We start from the raw sequence: 18,588 nt of genomic DNA, 5'->3' as shown, positions 1-18,588 counted from the left end.
CGACCTTCAGTCATGTAACTTCAAGTCAGACGCGCCGCGCGTGCGCGTAGATCAGAAGCCGACGCCAGTACCTTGCAGCACACCATGTTCCAGCGCATAGCGTGTCAGACCAGCGGTGGAAGAAATACCCAGTTTGCGCTTGATGTTCTTGCGGTGGGTCTCGACCGTGCGCACCGAAATCTCGAGTTTTTGGGCGACTTCCTTGTTGGATTTGCCTTGTGCAAGTTCCAGCAGGATCGTCTGTTCGCGCCCGGTCAGTGCCTCGCGCGCGCTGTCCTGCTTTGGTTTAAGGGACCCGCTGGCGCCTGTGCACAGGTATTGTTCGTCCTGCATAACGGCATCGATGGCCTGCTTGATCTCTTCGGTGGGTACATCCTTGAGAATATAGCCTTTGGCACCATGGCTGAGAGCTGTTGAGATGTATTCGGGACTATCATGCATCGACAGGATCAGGATGCGCGTTTCGGGAAGGCGTTCGAGGATGATTTCCGTCGCGCTGAGACCACCGAGGCCCGGCATGTTGAGGTCCATCAGGATGACATCAGGGGCCAGGTCGACGGCCTGATCCACAGCCGCCTGACCACTACCGAGTGTGCCGACCACGTTGATGTCCTCAAAGCTTTCCAGGATAGACTGGATGCCTTCGGCCACCATCGGGTGGTCGTCCACAATAAGAACCCGTGTGCTGTCAGAACTCATGTACCGGCCTTTCGGTTCGGAGTTGCGTCTTCCTGCGGCGGCAGAAGGTGGCTGAGCGGTAAGCTGGCTTCGATCACCGTTCCGCCTCGCGGTCCGCGTGATGACAGAATCCGTAACGATCCGTCAAGCTGTTCGATACGCTCCTGCATGTTGCGCAGGCCGATGCCTGTGGTTGCCGTCCCGGGCTCGGTGCGCAATCCGCGGCCGTTATCGGTGATCCGCATGGTCGCGCCTTTCTTATGTCCGCGCAGGTCTATCGTAACATGCGTAGCGCCGGAATGGCGTTCAATATTGGTCAGTGCCTCTTGGGCTATGCGGTAGAGAGCAATCTTGCTGTCCTGATCCAGCCGGTTGCGGAACACGACGGTCGAGAATTCGGTCTCGATCCCGGTGCGGTCGCGGAAATCGTCAGTCAGCGCTTTCAGTGCCGGCCCCAGGCCCAGATCGTCCAGCACACCCGGGCGAAGGTCGCGGCTGATGCGCCGTACCTCGGTAATGGCGGTGCCAAGGTGGTCGATCCCTTTCTCCAGCGGATCGCGCGCGCCGATATCGTCGCCGCGTGACAGACGGCGGCGGGCATTGTCCAGCGCATAGCGAACACCGACAAGGATCTGGCTGATGCCGTCGTGCAGCTCACGCGCGACCCGGCCACGTTCTTCTTCCTGCGCGTCGAAGACTCGTTGGGTCAGTTCTTTCAGCTTGGCGTCAGCCAACCGGCGTTCGCGAATGTTCAGCAACATGCCCGAGGCAAAAACGATGAGGACAGCCGCTAGCACGATTGCACCGATATACATGAAGGTGCGTTGTACACGGGCTTCGACCTCGGCCCGCGCGTTGGCCACTGTGGCGACAATGTCATCGATGAATACACCCGTGCCCACGACCCAACGCCAGTCCTGAAGCCCGACCACATAAGCGATCATCTGCGCCTCTTCCCCGGTCGACGGCTTTTGCCACATGAAGCTGTGCCAACCCGCCCCTTGGCGGGCGAGGCGAATGAACTCGTCCACGATGGGCGTGCCTTCGCTGTCGGTCAGCCCTTCCCAGTTCTGGTTGATGAACTGCGTCTGTCTGGGGCTGACCAAGTTGTTTCCGTCGTAGTCATAAACAAAGAAGAACCCATCCTGACCATAGATCATCGCCGAAAGGATTTGCGTGACCAGGTTTTTTGCTACCTCGTCATCGGGTTCAGCCCGGCCATAGATGTAAGCAAATCCGTTGCGCGCCTGCGTGACATAGTTGCGCAACTCTTCCTTCTTGGCCTCGATCAGGCTGCGCTCCAGTGCCTCGATCTCGCGCTCGGCTGTCGCTCGGGCCTCGTAAGCCACCAACACGGCGATTGCAGCCACAGCGACCACCAATGGGATCGCGGCCACCAGAGACAATTTCTGCGCATAGGTCAGCGAGACCAGTTGACGGAGTCTTTGCATAGTCGAATCGATACGCAAGCGGCGGCGAAAATGCAAAAGGAATGGGCAGGATCAGCAAAATGGCGAGATTTTTGCGATGTTTACTTGGAGGATGGTCAAAGAATCTGTGAAAAATGGCAAAAGAAACCGCCTGTCTACGCAGTAGTAGGTATTCCCATTCACATCACTGTCATTAGGCTGACGCGCATTGAATGCGACAGGTCCGGCTGTGCCGGATTATGACTATGAAGGGGAGGAACACTCATATGGATCGTCGTTCATTTCTGAAAAAATCCGCGCTGGGCGGATCAGCAGCTGCAGCAACCGCTCTGGCGGCACCGGCCTACGCTCAGGGCCAGCGCACGCTGACCATGGTGACCTCATGGGGTCGCGGTCTGGCGGGCGTGTTTGATAGCGCGCAGCGCTGTGCCGACAGCATCAACGCGATGTCTGATGGCAGCCTGAATGTTGAGATCAAAGCAGCCGGTGAACTGGTTGGCGCTTTCGAAGTGTTTGACGCGGTATCTTCCGGTCAGGCCGACATGTATCACGCCGCTGACTACTACTTTGTAGGTCAGCACCCGGGCTACGCGTTCTTTACCGCTGTACCCTTTGGTATGACCGCGCAGGAACTGGTGAACTGGTACTACCATGATGGCGGCATGGAGTTGCATGATGAACTGGGCTCGATCTTTGGCCTGAAATCCTTCCTGGCGGGTAACACCGGCGCACAGGCAGGCGGCTGGTACTCGAAAGAGATCAATGGCCCTGAGGATTTCCAGGGTCTTAAGTTCCGTATGCCAGGTCTGGGTGGTCAGGCGCTGGGTAAGCTGGGCGCATCCGTACAGAACATTCCGGGCTCGGAAGTGTATCAGGCGCTGTCCTCGGGTGCGATTGACGGCACCGAGTGGATCGGTCCCTGGGCGGACGAAAAGGCCGGTTTCCAGGAAATCACCAAAACTTACTACACCGCTGGCTTCCACGAGCCGGGTGCAGGTCTGTCGCTGGCGACCAACCGCGACGTGTTCGACAGCCTGACGCCGGCGCAGCAGAAGATCATCGAGATCGCCGCTGCCGAAGCGCACCAGTGGAACCTGGCGCAGTTCCTGGCCAACAACGGTGCAGCCCTGCAGCGTCTGCAATCCGGTGGCGTGAAGGTCATGGAATTCCCGGAAAGCGTTTGGGACGCCTTCGGTCAGGCTTCGCAAGAAGTTCTGGACGAAAACATGGGCGACGAGCTGTTCAAGAAGATCCACGACAGCGCCATGACGTCGATGGCAGCATCGTCCGCGTGGAACAACCTGTCGTCGGGTGTCTATACCGCTCAGCGCGACCGCGTTCGCGGCTAAACATCAGCCAATAAAGTAAACGGTTTCCCCGCAATCGCGGGGAAGCCTTTCCTGTTGCATATGCGCGGACCCATCATGCCGCTATAATAAGCAATGCAACTGACGCGACCCGGGGACAACATGCAGGACGACAACGGTATTTCGTTTTTCGGCGCCCTGTGGAATGGACTGATCTGGTTCATTCAGAACATTGCCGAAGCCTTCTATAATTTCGGATATGCGGTGACGCATCCGCAGCTGTGGCTGAACTGGTCGGACAAAGAAGCGATCATGCGCTTTGTCTACTATGGGGGCTCGGTCGAGTTCTTCTTTGTGGTCTTCACGCTGTTTTTGGTTCTGACGGCCATTGGCCTCTACTATCGGAACTTTATGTGGGGCATGGTTCGAGGGCTGGAAGGGTTCGCAAACGTCACCGGGCGTTTCTTTGCCTGGGCAGGTCTTCTGATGGTTATTCAGCAGATCGTCATCGTATTCATGCAACGCGTGTTCACACGGGCCGACATGGCCTTTGGCCTGGGTATACCGTTTCAGAAGGATATCAGTTGGTTCGCGGAAGAACTTAAACTCTACAACGCAATGGTCGTGTGCCTGTGCTGCACATACACTTTCGTTCAGGGCGGACATGTTCGGGTTGACCTGATCTATGCAGGCATCAGCCACCGCGCCAAGCGCGTTGTCGATATGTGCGGCGCGATGCTGTTCATGATGCCCATGGCAGTGCTGACATGGATGTACGGCTGGTACTTTATGTGGCGGCACCTGATTGTGCCGAAGCCTTCGGCCAGTGACACCTTGGATCGTCTCGTGGCCAAGTCACGCGCACTGCGCTGGAACGTTGAAACCATCGGGTTCAGTCCCAACGGGTTCAACGCGTATTTCCTGTTCAAGATCCTGCTGGTGCTGTTTGCAGGCATGGTGTTCCTGCACGCGATTGCCTTCCTGTGGCGGTCGTATCTGGAATACGTGGAAGGGCCGGAAAGCGCCGGAAAATACCTCGACAAGGACAGCCTTGGCGAGGGCGAAGAAGCCTATGAAGGCGCACATTAAGGACGGAGACCAAGACAATGCTATTCGGACTTGATGGCGTCGAGATAGGCCTCATTATCGTATTCTTTTGCCTTTTCGGAGGCATCCTGTCCGGTTTCCCGGTGGCCTTTGCCATCGGCGGGGCCGGGGTTATCTCATTCGGGATCATCGCAGCCTTGGACAGCGCAGGATTGCTGATCCATCAGGCAATTGACACAGGCTCGCAAGCTTACCGGGATGTCGTGAACTCGGGTGTGAAACCCGACACGATATCTGTGTTCCGATACCCAGACTTACCGAGGATCGCCGAGCCGGTCTTTGTTCAAGGTTGGGAAACCGCTTTGGACCGCAATGTTTCGTTCATCGTGAACCGAATGAACGAACGTGTTCTGGCCGGTCAGTCCATCGAGACACTTCTGGCCGTGCTGATGTTCGTTCTGATGGGCATCACGCTTGAACGCTCGAAGATCGCAAACGATCTGTTGACGACAATGGCGCGTGTCTTTGGCCCGCTGCCGGGCGGTCTGGCAGTGTCGATTGTTGTTGTTGGCGCGTTTCTGGCGGCCTCGACCGGTATCGTCGGCGCAACCGTGGTGACCATGGGCCTGCTGGCCTTGCCGACCATGTTGCGGAACAATTACTCGCCAGAGCTGGCGACTGGTGTGATTGCGGCCTCGGGCACGTTGGGACAGATCATTCCACCGTCGATTGTCATTGTTTTGTTGGGAACGCTGGCCGGTGATCTTTATTCGACCGCGCAAGAAACGCGTGCGGTCGAGGCCGGATGTACCGACGCGCTGACCTATCTGGGTGAGCCCGCGGTGGTTTCGGTCGGAACCCTGTTTCAGGCGGCTCTTCTGCCGGGGATCATGCTGGCCTTACTGTATGCGCTCTATGCCTTTGGGTACGCGTTGCTGAACCCGGACAAAGCGCCGGCCGTTGAAATGTCCGGTGGCTCGGGTGAGACGATCACCCGCTCAGAGGGTCTGACCTGGCTGCTGGGCGCGCCGGTCGCGATCATTGTCGGTGCCGTGCTTTTGGGCAGTGCTGGCGTCATCGGCAGCCAGAACATCTCGGTCTCAGCATTCTCGGATGTCGGGCAGGGCGCATCTTTGCGCACCAACGTATCGGAAGAATGCAAGGCATCGATGATCGATCTGCATGGCCAGTCCGCCTGGGATCAGGCGGTTGCCGAGCAGGAAGAGATCGACGCTGCCGGTGGTATAGCCAATGCCGAGCGTTTGAGCGAGGAAGAGCTGGTTGAAGCCCGCGAGGCAAAAATCGCGAATGCAGCGCCGATTGGAAACGGAGTTGCGGTTTTTGTGGTGCTGATGGCGCTGACCCTGGTTCTGGGTCGGGGTATCGCGCCCTCGCGCTCGCCACAGCCATTGATCGTTGGTGCGATTGGTCTTTTGTTGATGTTGTTGGTCGATGTTCTGTTTGTTGCACCGACTACATCTGCGGGGCTGATATTTGTTCTGTTGGCCATTCCATTTGCCATTGCGATCTATGGTTGCCGGGAAGCGGCAGCACGCTGTGCGACCAACGACCTGATCCGCGTGGTGTTTCCACCCTTGGTTCTGATTATCGCGGTGCTGGGTTCGATCCTGGGCGGTATCACCAACCCGACACCTGCCGCCGCATTGGGTGCGGGCGGGGCAATCATGCTGGCCGCTTATCGCAAACTGCATGATCAGGGCCGTTCCGGCGGCGTCATCATCTGGTCGACCTTTGCCGTGATCATCTGTTTGCTGTTGGGCGTGAACTTTGACCTCAGGGTCAATCAGGAAGGTGCTTCGGTCGAAACCGTGATCGCGTTTGTTCTGGCTTATGCAACGTATCTGTATGCTCTGTTTGGCCTGTTGTTTGGCTGCTGGGTGTTGTTTTCGAGCGGTGTTCTGACGCCTGTTGTTCGCGAGACAGCGAAAGTGACCTCGATGGTCTTTACCATTCTGATCGGATCACAGTTGCTGAACCTTGTGGTGATCTCGTTTGGAGGTGAGCACTATATTCAACAGTTCCTGAAGAGCTTTGACAACGAGTTCACGGTCTTCCTGATCGTGATGCTGGTGCTGTTCATTCTGGGCTTTGTGCTGGACTTCCTTGAAATCATCTACATCGTGATCCCCATTGTGGGGCCGGTGATTTATGGTGGATCTTTCGATCCGAAATGGGTGACGATCATGGTGGCTGTGAACCTGCAGACCTCGTTCCTGACGCCGCCCTTCGGGTTCGCCTTGTTCTATCTGAGGGGGGTTGCCCCAAAAGAGGTCACAACCGGCCACATATACCGAGGGATCATACCGTTTGTGTTGATCCAGGTGGTTGGCATTGCGATCCTGTGGTTCTTCCCCTCGATCGTCACCATTGTGCCGGATCTGATCCCGAATTGATCCCGGTGAGCAAGATGCAAAGGGGGCCTGGTGGCCCCCTTTTCTTTTTTGCTTTGGAAAAGGGGCCAGCCCCTTCTTGGCCTGCGGCCAATTCATCCCCGAGGTATTTGTAGCCAGATGAAGATGCGGATCAGTTGAATTCTATCAGGTCCCAACGATTGCCGAAGGGGTCACGCCAGACTGCGACCTGGCCATAAGGCTCGGAGCGTGGGGATTCCTCGAACGTCACGCCCCGTACCAGCATGTCGGTATGATCGCGAGAAAAATCATCGGTTTGAAGGAAGAAACCCACGCGGCCACCGGTCTGATTGCCAATAGCGGCTTCCTGGTTGGGGCCGTCAGCTTTGGCCAGCAGAAGAGAACTGCCATTTGAGCCGGGTGGGGCGATCAATACCCAGCGTTTGCCGTCGCCCAGGTCGATGTCCTGAAGAAGCTGGAACTTGAGCGTTTCGGTATAAAATGAGATCGCGGCATCGTAGTCGGGCACCACAAGGGTAACCGCGTGCAAATTTTGCTTCATGATGATGTCAGCCTTTAGTCGGATGGCGGTCTGGCAACTGAATATTGGCCACTTGTTCCGCTATTGGGGCTGAGGACAACGGGTGATGCGATGCATCGGAAAAGGCATCTGAATCTTTGATCTTTTGCCATTGGCCCTGAATATAAGCCTCTAGCCCTGAGAACTTGGCCTTGTAGCCCATCTTGGGGCTGCCCGGGACCCAGTAGCCCAAATAAATGTAGGGCAGGCCGGCTTCGCGCGCGATGTCTATGTGATCGAGGATCATGTATGTGCCCAGCGAATTCTGGGGCTGGTTTGGATCGTAGAAGGAATAAACCATGCTTAGCCCGTCATCGAGCACATCAGTCAGACTGACTGCGATCAGATCGCCGGTTTTCGGGTCGGCATATTCCACCACACGGCTGCGGATCGGAGTCTCTTCGATCATGGCAGCAAATTCGAATACATCCATGTCGGCCATGCCGCCGTCGGCGTGCCGGGTATCCAGATAACGGCGGAACAGTTCGTATTGTTCGTCTGTAGCCCAGGGTGACGTTGCGCGGCGTTCCAGATACCCGTTGCGCTTTGCGGCGCGTTTCTGGCTTTTGGTGGCGCGAAAGGCCGAAACGTCGATCCGGGCGGACAAACAAGCTGCGCAGTCCGTGCAGGACGGTCGGTAGAGCACGTTTTGCGATCGGCGAAACCCCTGCTGCGAAAGCGAGTTATTCAATTGCTCAGCGCCTTCGCCTTGAAGGGCTGTAAACAATTTACGCTCCATCCTGCCGTCAAGGTAGGGGCAGGGTTGTGGAGCGGTCACATAGAATTGTGGCGCAATTGGCAGCGTGTGTCGCATGAAGTTCCCATCTAGCCTCGGGACAGATGATAACAACCGTTCCCGAGACCGCCAAGTGATTCACGCAGTTGGGCCTCACGCTCTTTGATTGATCATAACAGTCCCCAGGAAACTGTCGGTCAGGCCCTGACCGCGAGCGCTTGTCAGCATCATGATGACCGAAATGATCTGGACCACGAAAAACGCCATGCTGACGAAATAACCGGCAGTATGTGCGATGGCTTTGCCCATATCCATACGTTCGCCAAACGCGTCGCGCAGTTCGATGCCCATGAAGCGCATACCCAGCGTGGCTGAGCCGTTCGAGATAGTGATGACCCGATACGCAAAGCTGATCACCGCATAAATCAGCGGCAGGAAAAACAGCCCCGCACCGAATGTCAGGAAGACGGGCACGATGCACAGCAGCGAGATGAAGGCGATATCGAACAGCCACGCGACAAAGCGCTTGGTCGCAACCGAGCTGTAGAATTCTGGTTGAGTATCCGGGTTGGGCAGGTGGTTCATTCGTCAGGTCCGAAAGATAGGGTTGAGGCACCCTGACCCGAAGAATCGGGGCAGGGCAAGGGCTATCAGGCAGGTGCGCCTTTGCCGTCGTCTTCGTGGTTCTCGCGGGCGCGTTCGTCCATGAACTGGTCGAACTCGGCCTTGTCCTTGGCCTCGCGCAGACGGCGCAGGAAGGCTTCGAAATCCTGCTGTTCGCGCTCCAGACGGGCAAGGGTGTCGGCCTTGTAGGCGTCAAAGGCGCTGTTACCCGACGGCTTCATTGCGCTCATGTGGCTGTGCCAGGATTTGCGGCGGCTGCAGGACTTGCTGAACATGCGTTTGCTCCAGATCATATAAGCCAGAAGGGCTAGGCCAACGGGCCAGAAGAAGATGAACCCAAGGACCATGGCGGCGATCCAGGCCCCTTTGCCTTTGTCGTCCAGCCAGGCTTCAATTCGGTAAAGCCATCCCGGATTTGCGGGGACGGCGGGGTCTGACAGTGCAGTCATGAAAGCTCTCCAGGGTTGATGTAAATTCTTTTCACATTGTCTAGATGGGGATGCATTTTGGTGATGCAAGGGGTGATGTGAAAAAGATTTACATTCTGTAGCTCGGTTGACGTTGAACACCACTGATCGCAGGGTGCGGTCATGAATATGACTGAAAACAAGACAGCTCCGGCGTTGAATGAAATTCTTGACCTGGAAAAGCAGGTCTGGATGGCGTTGGTCGAAGGTAATGCAAGCGCAGACCGTGCTTTGCTGAGTGCAGATTTTCTGGGGGTTTATCCAACCGGGTTTGCCAATCGCGATGATCATGTTGGCCAATTCGCGGATTCTCCGACGATGGTGGAGTTTGATCTGAGCGATGCGCGGTTGCGGGTTCTGACGTCGGATACAGTCCTGTTGTCTTATAGGGCTGATTACTTGCGTCCCGGTGCGACAGAGCGCGAAGCGATGCTGATTTCCTCATTGTGGGAACGAAGGAACGACGTCTGGGTCAACAGTTTCAGTCAGGACACACCCGTTCAGGACGTCTGATCAGAATGCCCCATTGACGATGACGCGCCGCGATGCGCAGGGTGCGCGCATGACTGACGCACTTGCCATTACCCGACTTCCACGTGCTTTTGATCCGTCTCTGGGGGATGAAGCACGGGCCCTGATGCCAGATTTGCCGCAGGAAGTGGGTGAGCTCGTGGCGGGCACTGCCGGGTCCAGCCCTTATCTGAAAGGTCTGATCGAGCGTGAAAAAGGCTGGCTGCCCGAGGCATTGGAACAGCCGGATCAGGCGCTGGCGAACGTTATGGCTGCAGCGCGTGATCTGCCGCCCGATCAGTTGAAACCCGGCTTGCGTCAGGCCAAGCGACGTTTGGCGCTGCTGACCGCCTTGGCCGATATCGCGGGCGCATGGCCGCTGGAAAAGGTCACGGCGGCCCTGACGGATTTCGGAGCCCTGGCTGCGGATGTTGCGGCCAAGGCCGAGATCGCTGCTTTGATCCGGCGCAAGAAACTTCCCGGAATGACTGAAGATGATGTCGAAAACGCAGCTGGGCTGGTCATTCTTGCGATGGGCAAGATGGGCGCGCACGAGTTGAATTACAGCTCGGACATTGACCTGATCGTCCTGTTTGATGAGACGCGTTTTGACCCAGATGATTTTTACGAAGCCCGGCAGGGCATGGTCCGGGCAACGCGAAACTTTTGCGCAACGCTTAGCGACAAGACGGCGGACGGGTATGTGTTTCGGACCGATCTGAGGCTGCGTCCTGATCCCGCCGTGACACCGGTCTGCATGGCGATGGAGGCGGCTGAACGGTATTATGAAAGCCTTGGACGCACCTGGGAACGAGCAGCCTATATCAAGGCGCGGCCCTGTGCAGGCGATCTGGTTGCGGGTCAAAGGTTTTTGGACAGCCTGCGCCCCTTTGTCTGGCGCCGTCATCTGGACTTTGCGGCCATTCAGGATGCCCATAACATGCGTCTGCGTATCCGCGAAAACAAAGGTACGGGTGGGTCCATGTCGATCCCCGGCCACGATATGAAGCTGGGGCAAGGCGGTATCCGAGAGATCGAGTTTTTCACCCAGACCCGCCAACTGATCGCAGGCGGGCGGGACGCTGACCTGCGGGTGCGGGGGACTGTTCCGGGGCTGGCGGCGCTGGCGTCAAAAGGCTGGGTGCCACAGGACGTTGCTGACAAGTTGACCGATCACTACCGGGCGCATCGCGAGGTCGAGCATCGCATTCAGATGATCCACGATGCGCAGACCCACAAGGTTCCCAAAACGCCGGATGGGATCGAACGCGTTGCGTGCCTGATGGGGATCAGTGGCGCTGAGTTGATGCAAGACCTGACGAGCCGCCTGACCGAAGTTCATGAACTGACCGAGGGGTTCTTTGCTCCGGGCCAGTCACAACCGCCCGCACCTGTGCAGGACGTGGAGTTTGACAAAAAGATACTGGCGCGTTGGACGACCTATCCGGCGTTGCGAAGCCAGCGAGGTGCGCGGATATTCGAACGCCTGCGGCCCGAATTGCTGTCGCGCCTCGCCAAGACGGCCAAGCCAGACGAAGCGCTTATGGCCTTGGACGGGTTTCTGGCCGGTCTTCCCGCCGGCGTGCAGCTGTTTTCCTTGTTCGAGGCAAACCCTCATCTGATCGATCTTTTAGTCGATATTGTTGGCACATCTCATGCGCTTGCTTCGCACCTGTCACGCAATGCGTCTGTGTTTGACGCAGTGATCGGGGGCAGTTTCTTTACCGATTGGCCGGGGCAAGAGGCGCTGCAGGCCGAACTGGCACAAGCCCTTTCAGAAGAAACGGATTATGAAACCCAACTCGATCTGGCGCGGCGCTGGTGCAAGGAATGGCATTTCCGCATTGGCGTGCACCATCTGCGCGGCTTGATTGACGGGACACAGGCCGGTCAGCAATATGCAGAGCTTGCTCAGTCGGTGATTGCAGCCATACTCCCACACGTCACTGAAAACTTCGCCCGCAAACATGGTCCTGCGCCGGGGCGCGGGGCGGCTATTCTGGGCATGGGCTCACTTGGGGCAGGGCGGATCAACTCGCAATCCGATCTGGACATGATCGTGATCTATGATCCCTTGGACCAAGAGATGTCGGATGGCCCGCGCCCATTGGCCACGCGAACTTATTACGCGCGCTTTACGCAGGCGCTGATCACCGCACTCTCGGCCCCCATGTCGCAAGGGCGGTTGTACGAGGTCGATATGCGATTGCGCCCCTCGGGTAATCAGGGGCCGGTGGCAACAAGCTGGGCCAGTTTCACCAACTATCAGCAACACGAAGCCTGGGTGTGGGAGCATCTGGCTCTGACCCGCGCACATGTCGTTGCGGGTGACGTAGGGCTTGCCGAAGATATTGAATCCTTCCGGGCTGAATTCCTGTCTCGCCCACGAGAACAGGCTAAAGTCCTGCGCGAAGTGGCAGAGATGCGCGCGCGCCTCGCCGCCGCCAAGGCACCTGCGGGCATCTGGGATGCCAAGAACGGACCCGGGCGTCTGATGGACATCGAACTGATGGCCGAGACCGGCGCTTTGCTGGCCGGCTCGGCGCAGCGTGATGTATCGTCGGGTCTGGATGGGGCCGTCGCAGCCGGATTGCTGAATGTCGCGCAGGCGCAATCGCTGAAAGAATGCTATGATTTATGCTGGTCCGTGCAATGTGCCGCCCGCCTACTGTCGGGCAAGGTCATCGAAGCGGACAAGATCGGCGAGGGTGGCACCGCGTTTCTATGCCGCGCAACCGGGTTCGAACAGGTCGAGGCGCTGCAGGCGGCATTGCAGGACAGTTACACGACCGCAGCCGATCTGATCGGGAGCGTGATCAAAGGGGGCGAAGATGGCGCGCAGCACTGATCCCAACGACCACAAGGGTTTGATCCTTGAAGCTTATCGCATTGAGGGCATCTCCTTGCCCGAATGCCGCAGTATCTTTCTGGACTGGGCGCTCAGCCTGCCTGCCGATCGCGATCAGAATACAGCGCTGGCGGAATTGCACGCGGGTTATGTGGACCAAAACCCCGATCATCCCATGACTCAGGTCCTGAGCGAGGGTCTTCAGGCGGCTCAGACCCCCAAACGCCGAGGCGGATGGCGATCCCGTAACCGCTAGGGGTTTTCGACCGCCGCGTTCCTGACTATGAGGGCGCCATGACCCAATCTGCCGACCGCCCCCGTATCCGCCTGAAACCCAAAGCCAACGCGCGCGGCCTGCGCCATGGCTTCCCCTGGGTCTATGCCAATGACATCGTCACCGACCGCCGCACGCGCAAGATCCCGGCGGGCGCTTTGGCCGTGCTTGAGGATGAAAAACGCGCGCCCATCGCGCTAGTGGCGGTCAACCCCAAGTCCAAGATCATGTGCCGGGTGCTGGACCGTGATATTGACGCGCAGCTTGACGCCGCGTGGTTCGAAACCCGCCTGCGGCGCGCCCTCGAGATGCGCGAAAGCCTGTTTGACGCGCCGTATTACCGCCTGATCCATGCCGAGGCGGATGGCTTTCCCGGCGTGATCATCGACCGTTTTGGTGACACCTGCGTCATCCAACCCAACGCGGCTTGGGCCGAGGCGCATCTCGACGTGCTGACTGGTGCTCTGGTCAGGATCACTGGCGTGTCAACGGTTCTAAAAAATGCCTCGGGCCGTACACGTGGGCTGGAGGGGCTGGACGATGTCAACCAAACCCTGCGCGGCACCGCACCCGATGCACCGCTGCCGGTGCCGATGAATGGCGCGACCTACATGGCCGATCTGACCGGCGGGCAGAAAACCGGCGTGTTCTATGACCAGCGTCCCAATCATGCCTTCGCTGCGCGGCTTGTTCATCCCGGAGCGCAGGTTCTGGACGTCTTCAGCCATGTGGGCGGCTTTGGTCTCGCCATGCTGGCAGGCGGTGCAGGGCAGGCGCTGTCTGTTGATGGCTCTGCCGCGGCACTGGAGTTGGCGGCAAAGGGCGCTGAGGCTTCGGGCCTTGCTGACAAGTTCCAAACCCGGCAGGGCGACGCGTTCGACGTGTTGACCCAATTGGGGGAAGAGGGCGCGCAGTTTGACGTCGTGATCTGCGACCCGCCCGCTTTTGCGCCGTCGAAACAAGCGCTGGATGCAGGGTTGCGCGCCTATGAGCGGATCGCCCGACTGGCCGCACCTCTGGTCAAATCCGGTGGTTATCTGGGGCTGTGCTCATGTTCACACGCCGCTGATCTGGGGCGATTCCGCGATGCCTCATCCCGCGGGATCGGTCGGGCCGGACGGCAGGCACAACTGATCCACACCGGGTTTGCGGGCCCGGATCACCCGCAATTGCCGCAACTGGCGGAAAGCGGTTACCTCAAAGCGGTGTTCTATCGCCTATGAAAGCCGTGCTCGACACCTGCGTGATCTACCCCACGGTGATGCGCGAGATGCTTTTGGGCGCGGCGCGTATGGGTCATTTCACCCCGATCTGGTCTGCACGCATCCTCGAGGAATGGGCCCGCGCCGCCCGCAAACTTGGCCCAACGGGTGAGGCACAAGCCCGTGCCGAAATCGCACTGACACAAGCCAATTGGCCCGATGCCGAGCGTGCGGTTAACGAGGGACTGCAAAACCGCCTTTGGCTGCCTGATGCTGCTGACATTCATGTATTGGCCACCGCAATTGCTGCGTCTGCCGATGTAATCGTGACGGTGAATGCGAAGGATTTCCCCAGAAATATCCTGTCCGAAGAGGGGCTTGAACGGCGTGACCCAGACAGTCTGCTTCACGGTTTTTGGCAGGCAGACGCAATTGGGATGAACGCACTCGCGGCTCAGGTCCTTGCCGAGGCTAACCGTCTTTCAGGTGATCAATGGACCTTGCGCGCATTGATGAAAAAAGCCCGCCTTCCCCGATTGGGCAAAGCCCTCACCACGTAAACGGGATCTGTCTTCATCTGGCTAAAAATACCTCGGAGAGCGCGAGAGGCTGGCCTCTCGCTGCGCACCCTCAGCCACGTTCCCAACGTTGTTCAAGAGCTTCCAACGCTGCAATCCGCTCGTCCGTCTTGGGGTGGCTCATCAACCACGCCGGAACGACACCGGCGCGTTGATGCGTCAGGTCCTCCAACTTGTGGAACAGTGATTTCTGCGGGCCAATTCCGATCCCGGCCTTGGTCAACAAAGCTGCGGCATATTCGTCGGCCTCATACTCATCCCCTCGTGACAGGCGCGAGGCCAAAAGGGCGGTTAAAGCATTGGCAATCATCGCACCGATGAACGGGATGAACCGGTTCAGGACCAGTATCAACGCCGTCCGCATCGCGTTCTGACCGGAAAAATCAATCATCCGCCGCCGGGCGTGCCCCAGCGCCACATGCCCCAACTCATGTGCGATGACACTGGCCATTTCCTCGGCTGAAACTTCGCCATTGCGAAACTTGCGATAGAACCCTCGCGTAATGAAAATCCGCCCGTCTGGGGCGGCCAACCCATTCACCGGGTCGATCTCATAGATGTAAACCGGCACCCGATCGATACCAAGGGCAGCCGCCAGCCGGTCCGTCATACGCTTCAACGCGGGGTCGGCCAGTTCGGTCGATTTTGCGTCCAACTCTCGGTGGGTGCGCCAGACGGATATTCGGTACATCGCAAGGCCATACAAAACGGCCAGAAGGATCGGGGTGAGCTTGATCATAGCGCAGATATGGTTCTTCATCGCGAGTTCGGCAAGGCACAATGGCCCTGCCAGACGCTTCAATACCGTTTTGTACTGCCCAGGCTATGATCACTTCCGGGGTGCAGGAAGCTTCAGGTTTTCATGTAGGTCAGCCAGAGTTTCGATTGTCAGTGTGGACCCCTTGGAGGCTTCAAAAAACGCGTGTTCAGCCTCTTTTTGCGCGACCAGGCTATCCGTTCTCAAATCTCTGACATCAGCGCGCAGAGCGTCCTGTGCCTCCTCAAAGGTCTGTGCGTCCCGCAGTTCGTTTTCCAACGCATCGAGTTTCTCGTTGTAGTCCGGGTCACCGGGATCGAGCGCTGCGATGTCATCGGCAATCTGGTCGCTGCTTCGCCCGTCGTAGCTTTCGTTCAGATCCCGCAAATCACGCCGTGCGTCATATAACTGCCCGCGCAAGTCGTAATATTCGGTCGCCGCTGCCTGATAAGTGGCGATTTTCCCAACATTGCTGTTGGCTGCAGCGTTCTGGAAGGCTGGGGCCGCCGCTTTCGATGCATTCAGATTGCGCAGCTTGTCCGAACCGTAAGGATCGGTGATCTCAGCAACCAGCGGGTCATGATAGCGGTGTTTCTTACCGTTATAAGGCGTCTCATGGCGAAGTTGGAATTCGGTTTCTTTCGGGTTGTAGTTATGGGTCTGAGAATACTGATGATAGCTTGGATCGTAAGGCACCGGTTGCACAGTCACATCGTCTTTGTAACGGTTCTTGGGTTGCGGAAGCCCAAGATTGTCATGGAAATCTCCCAAAGTATCTTTGGTCAGGGTACGCCCTTTGGAGGCGTCAAAGAACGCGTCTTCTGCCTCTTGCAGCGCATCATTTGTCTGATGCCGCAGGTCTTTCAGATCGGCGCGCAATCCGTCGCGTGTTTCCTCATATGTTTCAGCGTCCTGCAATTCGGATTCCAGAGCTTCGCGTTTGCTGTCATAATCCGGATCATTCGGATCAAGCGCTGCGATGTCGTCGGCAATTTGGTCGCTGGTTCGCCCGTCATAGCTTTCGTTCAGATCTCGCAAATCGCGTCTCGTGTCATATAACTGCCCACGCAAATCGTAATATTCCGCGGCAGCAGCCTGATAAGCGGCGATTTTACCAACATTGCTGTTGGCTGCAGCGTTCTGGAAGGCAGGGGCCGCCGCTTTCGATGCATTCAGATTGCGCAGCTTATCCGAACCATAAGGATCGGTAATCGCAGCAACCAAAGGGTCGTGATAGCGGTGTTTTTTGCGGCCACCCAAGTCAGGAGCAACATCATATCGAACAACAGGACGTAAAGAACGTTCGACCGGTTTCACTGAAACGGTCTTGTATGCGCGTGTCATTTTTGCGGACTTGCCGTTGGACTTCTTTGTGGGCTGTTTGCCAAACAGCTGCCGTACATCCTTCTTGAACTCTCGCCCAAATTCGCCAAGTGAGACCCGCCGAGCTTTTTGGTTTCCTCCAGCGATAGATTTCGACTTTTTTGTCTTGGCCGCGTGTTGCTTTTTCGCTCCGGCACCTTTCCCCGAAGCTGAGGATTTGCCCTTGGATTTGTTTTTCCCACCACTACTGGCATGGGATCCTTTTGAGGAGTTTCCTTTGCCACCGCCGTTGGCCTGCGATCCCCTTGACGAATTCCCTTTTCCTTTGGATCCGTCCCCATTGTCTGCTTTCCCAGAATTCCCATTCCCTTTGCCGTTCTTTGCAAAAGCTGTATCCGGCGCAAGTGCAAATGTCGCGGCCGCCCCGAACGTAACGATCAATGAAATGGCGGTTGCCACGGACGCAAGAATATTTCTTAATTTGCGGTTGGTCATGTCTGCCCCCAAGCTTTGACCCGCTTGCACCTTATCATGAAACTGAAAATCGGCGAGCCTTGAGGCCGCTTTAGTACGGAATTCGCAAACAATAGGCGCATTTGTGCGCCTATCTTTCAATTCTGTTCATAATTCAGAAACAATAAGACGGCGCTTGGGGGCTTGCTTTGGCTACCGCGTAAGTTCCCTCATGCCCTGTTCCAGGCCGGCCAGTGTCATGGGCACCATGCGATCCTCGAAAATCTCTCGGATCATCCCAATGGAATGGGTGTATTCCCAATATTTCTCGGGCACGGGATTGATCCAAAGGTTGGATGCCCACTGTTCACGCGCCCGTTGCAGCCAGACTTGTCCGGCTTCCTGATTCCAGTGTTCGTTGGCACCGCCGGGATAGGCGATTTCATACGGGCTCATCGAGGCGTCGCCGACGAAGATGCATTTGTAGTCACCGCCATAGGTGCGCAGCACTTCGTGCGTGGGGGTCTGTTGATCCCAGCGACGGCGATTGTCGCGCCAAACACCTTCATAAAGGCAGTTGTGGAAGTAGTAATATTCCAGATGCTTGAACTCGGTTCGGGCGGCGGAAAACAGTTCTTCGACCACCTTGATGTGCGGGTCCATTGATCCGCCCACGTCCAGAAACAGCAGCACCTTGACCGCGTTGTGACGCTCGGGGCGGGTCTTGACGTCCAGATAGCCATGTTCAGCCGTGGCGCGGATGGTGCCGTCCAGATCCAGCTCTTCAGCCGCGCCTTCACGGGCCCAGCGGCGCAGCCGTTTCAAGGCGACCTTGATGTTGCGTGTGCCCAGTTCAACTGTGTCGTCTAAGTTTTTGAATTCCCGCTTGTCCCAGACCTTTACGGCGCGCTGATGGCGGCTTTCCTTCTGACCGATGCGGACGCCTTCGGGGTTATACCCGTAGGCCCCAAATGGAGAGGTTCCGGCTGTGCCAATCCACTTGTTGCCCCCTTGATGGCGGCCCTGTTGTTCCTTGAGCCGCTCGCGCAGGGTTTCCATCAGCTTATCAAACCCGCCAAGCGCTTCAATCTCGGCTTTTTCCTCGTCCGACAGGTGCTTTTCGGCCATCTTGGCCAGCCAGTCGCCAGGGATATCCACGGCTTCCAGAACCTGATCGAAACTGATCTCATTCAGCCCTTCGAAGCTGGCAGCAAAAGCGCGGTCAAACTTGTCGATGTTGCGTTCATCTTTCACCATCGACACACGCGCGAGGTAATAAAACGCTTCGACATCATAAGTGGCGAGACCCTTTTTCATGCCCTCCAGAAAAGTCAGGTATTCTCGGAGCGAGACCGGAATTCCAGCTTTGCGGAGGTTTTCGAAGAAGGGCAGAAACATCGCG

The 18,588-nt window shown here is 57.4% G+C and carries 18 protein-coding genes; 9 read left to right on the top strand and 9 right to left on the bottom strand.

The genetic code is table 11. The features are described from left to right. Positions 1 to 51: 51 nt before the first annotated feature. Together GOV90_RS04085 and GOV90_RS04080 are read right to left on the bottom strand one after the other, a co-directional pair. Entirely contained in the window at positions 52 to 699 is a 648-nt protein-coding gene (locus GOV90_RS04085) for a response regulator transcription factor (RefSeq protein ID WP_171090607.1), read from the bottom strand. Continuing rightward, the gene (locus GOV90_RS04080; RefSeq protein ID WP_171090605.1) at positions 696 to 2,129 is read right to left on the bottom strand and encodes a cache domain-containing protein; all 1,434 of its coding nucleotides are present in this window, start codon (positions 2,127 to 2,129) and stop codon (positions 696 to 698) included. Before GOV90_RS04080 ends, GOV90_RS04085 begins: the two co-directional genes overlap by 4 nt. 245 nt (positions 2,130 to 2,374) lie before the next feature. Here GOV90_RS04080 and GOV90_RS04075 point away from each other — a divergent pair, with 245 nt between their 5' ends. The 3 genes from GOV90_RS04075 to GOV90_RS04065 all read left to right on the top strand — a co-directional run bounded on the left by GOV90_RS04075 (position 2,375) and on the right by GOV90_RS04065 (position 6,876). Continuing rightward, on the top strand, positions 2,375 to 3,457 hold the full coding sequence (locus tag GOV90_RS04075) for a TRAP transporter substrate-binding protein (protein ID WP_171090603.1): 1,083 nt from the start codon (positions 2,375 to 2,377) through the stop codon (positions 3,455 to 3,457). A 120-nt stretch (positions 3,458 to 3,577) separates the two neighbouring features. Next, entirely contained in the window at positions 3,578 to 4,504 is a 927-nt protein-coding gene (locus tag GOV90_RS04070; RefSeq protein ID WP_171090601.1) for a TRAP transporter small permease subunit, read from the top strand. A gap of 17 nt (positions 4,505 to 4,521) precedes the next feature. Next, entirely contained in the window at positions 4,522 to 6,876 is a 2,355-nt protein-coding gene (locus GOV90_RS04065; protein WP_171090600.1) for a TRAP transporter large permease subunit, read from the top strand. A 130-nt stretch (positions 6,877 to 7,006) separates the two neighbouring features. On the opposite strand, the gene GOV90_RS04060 is transcribed toward GOV90_RS04065, so the two are convergent. The 4 genes from GOV90_RS04060 to GOV90_RS04045 all read right to left on the bottom strand — a co-directional run bounded on the left by GOV90_RS04060 (position 7,007) and on the right by GOV90_RS04045 (position 9,223). After that, positions 7,007 to 7,396, bottom strand: a complete 390-nt coding sequence (locus GOV90_RS04060; RefSeq protein WP_171090598.1) for a VOC family protein — start codon at positions 7,394 to 7,396, stop codon at positions 7,007 to 7,009. A gap of 7 nt (positions 7,397 to 7,403) precedes the next feature. After that, positions 7,404 to 8,228 (bottom strand): arginyltransferase, encoded by an 825-nt coding sequence (locus GOV90_RS04055; RefSeq protein ID WP_171090596.1) that lies wholly within the window; start codon positions 8,226 to 8,228, stop codon positions 7,404 to 7,406. A gap of 75 nt (positions 8,229 to 8,303) precedes the next feature. Further along, complete coding sequence (locus tag GOV90_RS04050; RefSeq protein WP_171090593.1) at positions 8,304 to 8,735, bottom strand: RDD family protein; 432 nt, start codon at positions 8,733 to 8,735, stop codon at positions 8,304 to 8,306. Positions 8,736 to 8,800: 65 nt separating this feature from the next. Beyond that, positions 8,801 to 9,223 carry a DUF2852 domain-containing protein gene (locus GOV90_RS04045; protein WP_171090591.1) on the bottom strand — a complete coding sequence of 141 codons (423 nt, stop codon included), beginning with the start codon at positions 9,221 to 9,223 and terminating at the stop codon, positions 8,801 to 8,803. A 141-nt stretch (positions 9,224 to 9,364) separates the two neighbouring features. On the opposite strand from GOV90_RS04045, the gene GOV90_RS04040 reads away from it, so the two are divergent. The 5 genes from GOV90_RS04040 to GOV90_RS04020 are packed head-to-tail and all read left to right on the top strand — an operon-like array spanning position 9,365 to position 14,635. After that, positions 9,365 to 9,754: a nuclear transport factor 2 family protein gene (locus GOV90_RS04040; protein ID WP_171090589.1), complete on the top strand. Its 390-nt coding sequence runs from the start codon at positions 9,365 to 9,367 to the stop codon at positions 9,752 to 9,754. Positions 9,755 to 9,803: 49 nt separating this feature from the next. After that, positions 9,804 to 12,599, top strand: coding sequence for a glutamine-synthetase adenylyltransferase (locus GOV90_RS04035; RefSeq protein WP_171090587.1), 2,796 nt, complete (start codon positions 9,804 to 9,806; stop codon positions 12,597 to 12,599). Then, positions 12,583 to 12,855 carry a hypothetical protein gene (locus GOV90_RS04030; protein WP_171090584.1) on the top strand — a complete coding sequence of 91 codons (273 nt, stop codon included), beginning with the start codon at positions 12,583 to 12,585 and terminating at the stop codon, positions 12,853 to 12,855. Before GOV90_RS04035 ends, GOV90_RS04030 begins: the two co-directional genes overlap by 17 nt. A gap of 38 nt (positions 12,856 to 12,893) precedes the next feature. Further along, positions 12,894 to 14,096, top strand: coding sequence for an RSP_2647 family RNA methyltransferase (locus GOV90_RS04025; protein ID WP_171090582.1), 1,203 nt, complete (start codon positions 12,894 to 12,896; stop codon positions 14,094 to 14,096). After that, positions 14,093 to 14,635 carry an RSP_2648 family PIN domain-containing protein gene (locus GOV90_RS04020; RefSeq protein ID WP_171090580.1) on the top strand — a complete coding sequence of 181 codons (543 nt, stop codon included), beginning with the start codon at positions 14,093 to 14,095 and terminating at the stop codon, positions 14,633 to 14,635. Before GOV90_RS04025 ends, GOV90_RS04020 begins: the two co-directional genes overlap by 4 nt. A gap of 70 nt (positions 14,636 to 14,705) precedes the next feature. Here the strand turns inward: GOV90_RS04020 and GOV90_RS04015 are convergent, their stop codons facing one another. Both GOV90_RS04015 and GOV90_RS04010 read right to left on the bottom strand, forming a co-directional pair. Further along, complete coding sequence (locus GOV90_RS04015; RefSeq protein ID WP_171091198.1) at positions 14,706 to 15,392, bottom strand: M48 family metallopeptidase; 687 nt, start codon at positions 15,390 to 15,392, stop codon at positions 14,706 to 14,708. Positions 15,393 to 15,482: 90 nt separating this feature from the next. After that, positions 15,483 to 16,754, bottom strand: coding sequence for a hypothetical protein (locus GOV90_RS04010; protein WP_171090578.1), 1,272 nt, complete (start codon positions 16,752 to 16,754; stop codon positions 15,483 to 15,485). Positions 16,755 to 16,956: 202 nt separating this feature from the next. On the opposite strand from GOV90_RS04010, the gene GOV90_RS04005 reads away from it, so the two are divergent. Then, positions 16,957 to 17,247, top strand: coding sequence for a hypothetical protein (locus GOV90_RS04005; protein ID WP_171090577.1), 291 nt, complete (start codon positions 16,957 to 16,959; stop codon positions 17,245 to 17,247). Between the two features lie 152 nt (positions 17,248 to 17,399). Here GOV90_RS04005 and GOV90_RS04000 read toward each other — a convergent pair whose 3' ends face one another. Beyond that, on the bottom strand, positions 17,400 to 18,584 hold the full coding sequence (locus tag GOV90_RS04000) for a VWA domain-containing protein (protein WP_171090575.1): 1,185 nt from the start codon (positions 18,582 to 18,584) through the stop codon (positions 17,400 to 17,402). Positions 18,585 to 18,588 lie beyond the last annotated feature (4 nt).

Source organism: Ruegeria sp. HKCCA5929, assembly GCF_013034525.1.
In the GTDB taxonomy this organism is placed as follows: domain Bacteria; phylum Pseudomonadota; class Alphaproteobacteria; order Rhodobacterales; family Rhodobacteraceae; genus Ruegeria.
The sequence above is the reverse complement of the archived record's forward strand: the minus strand, read 5'-3'. Positions and strand labels throughout refer to the sequence as shown.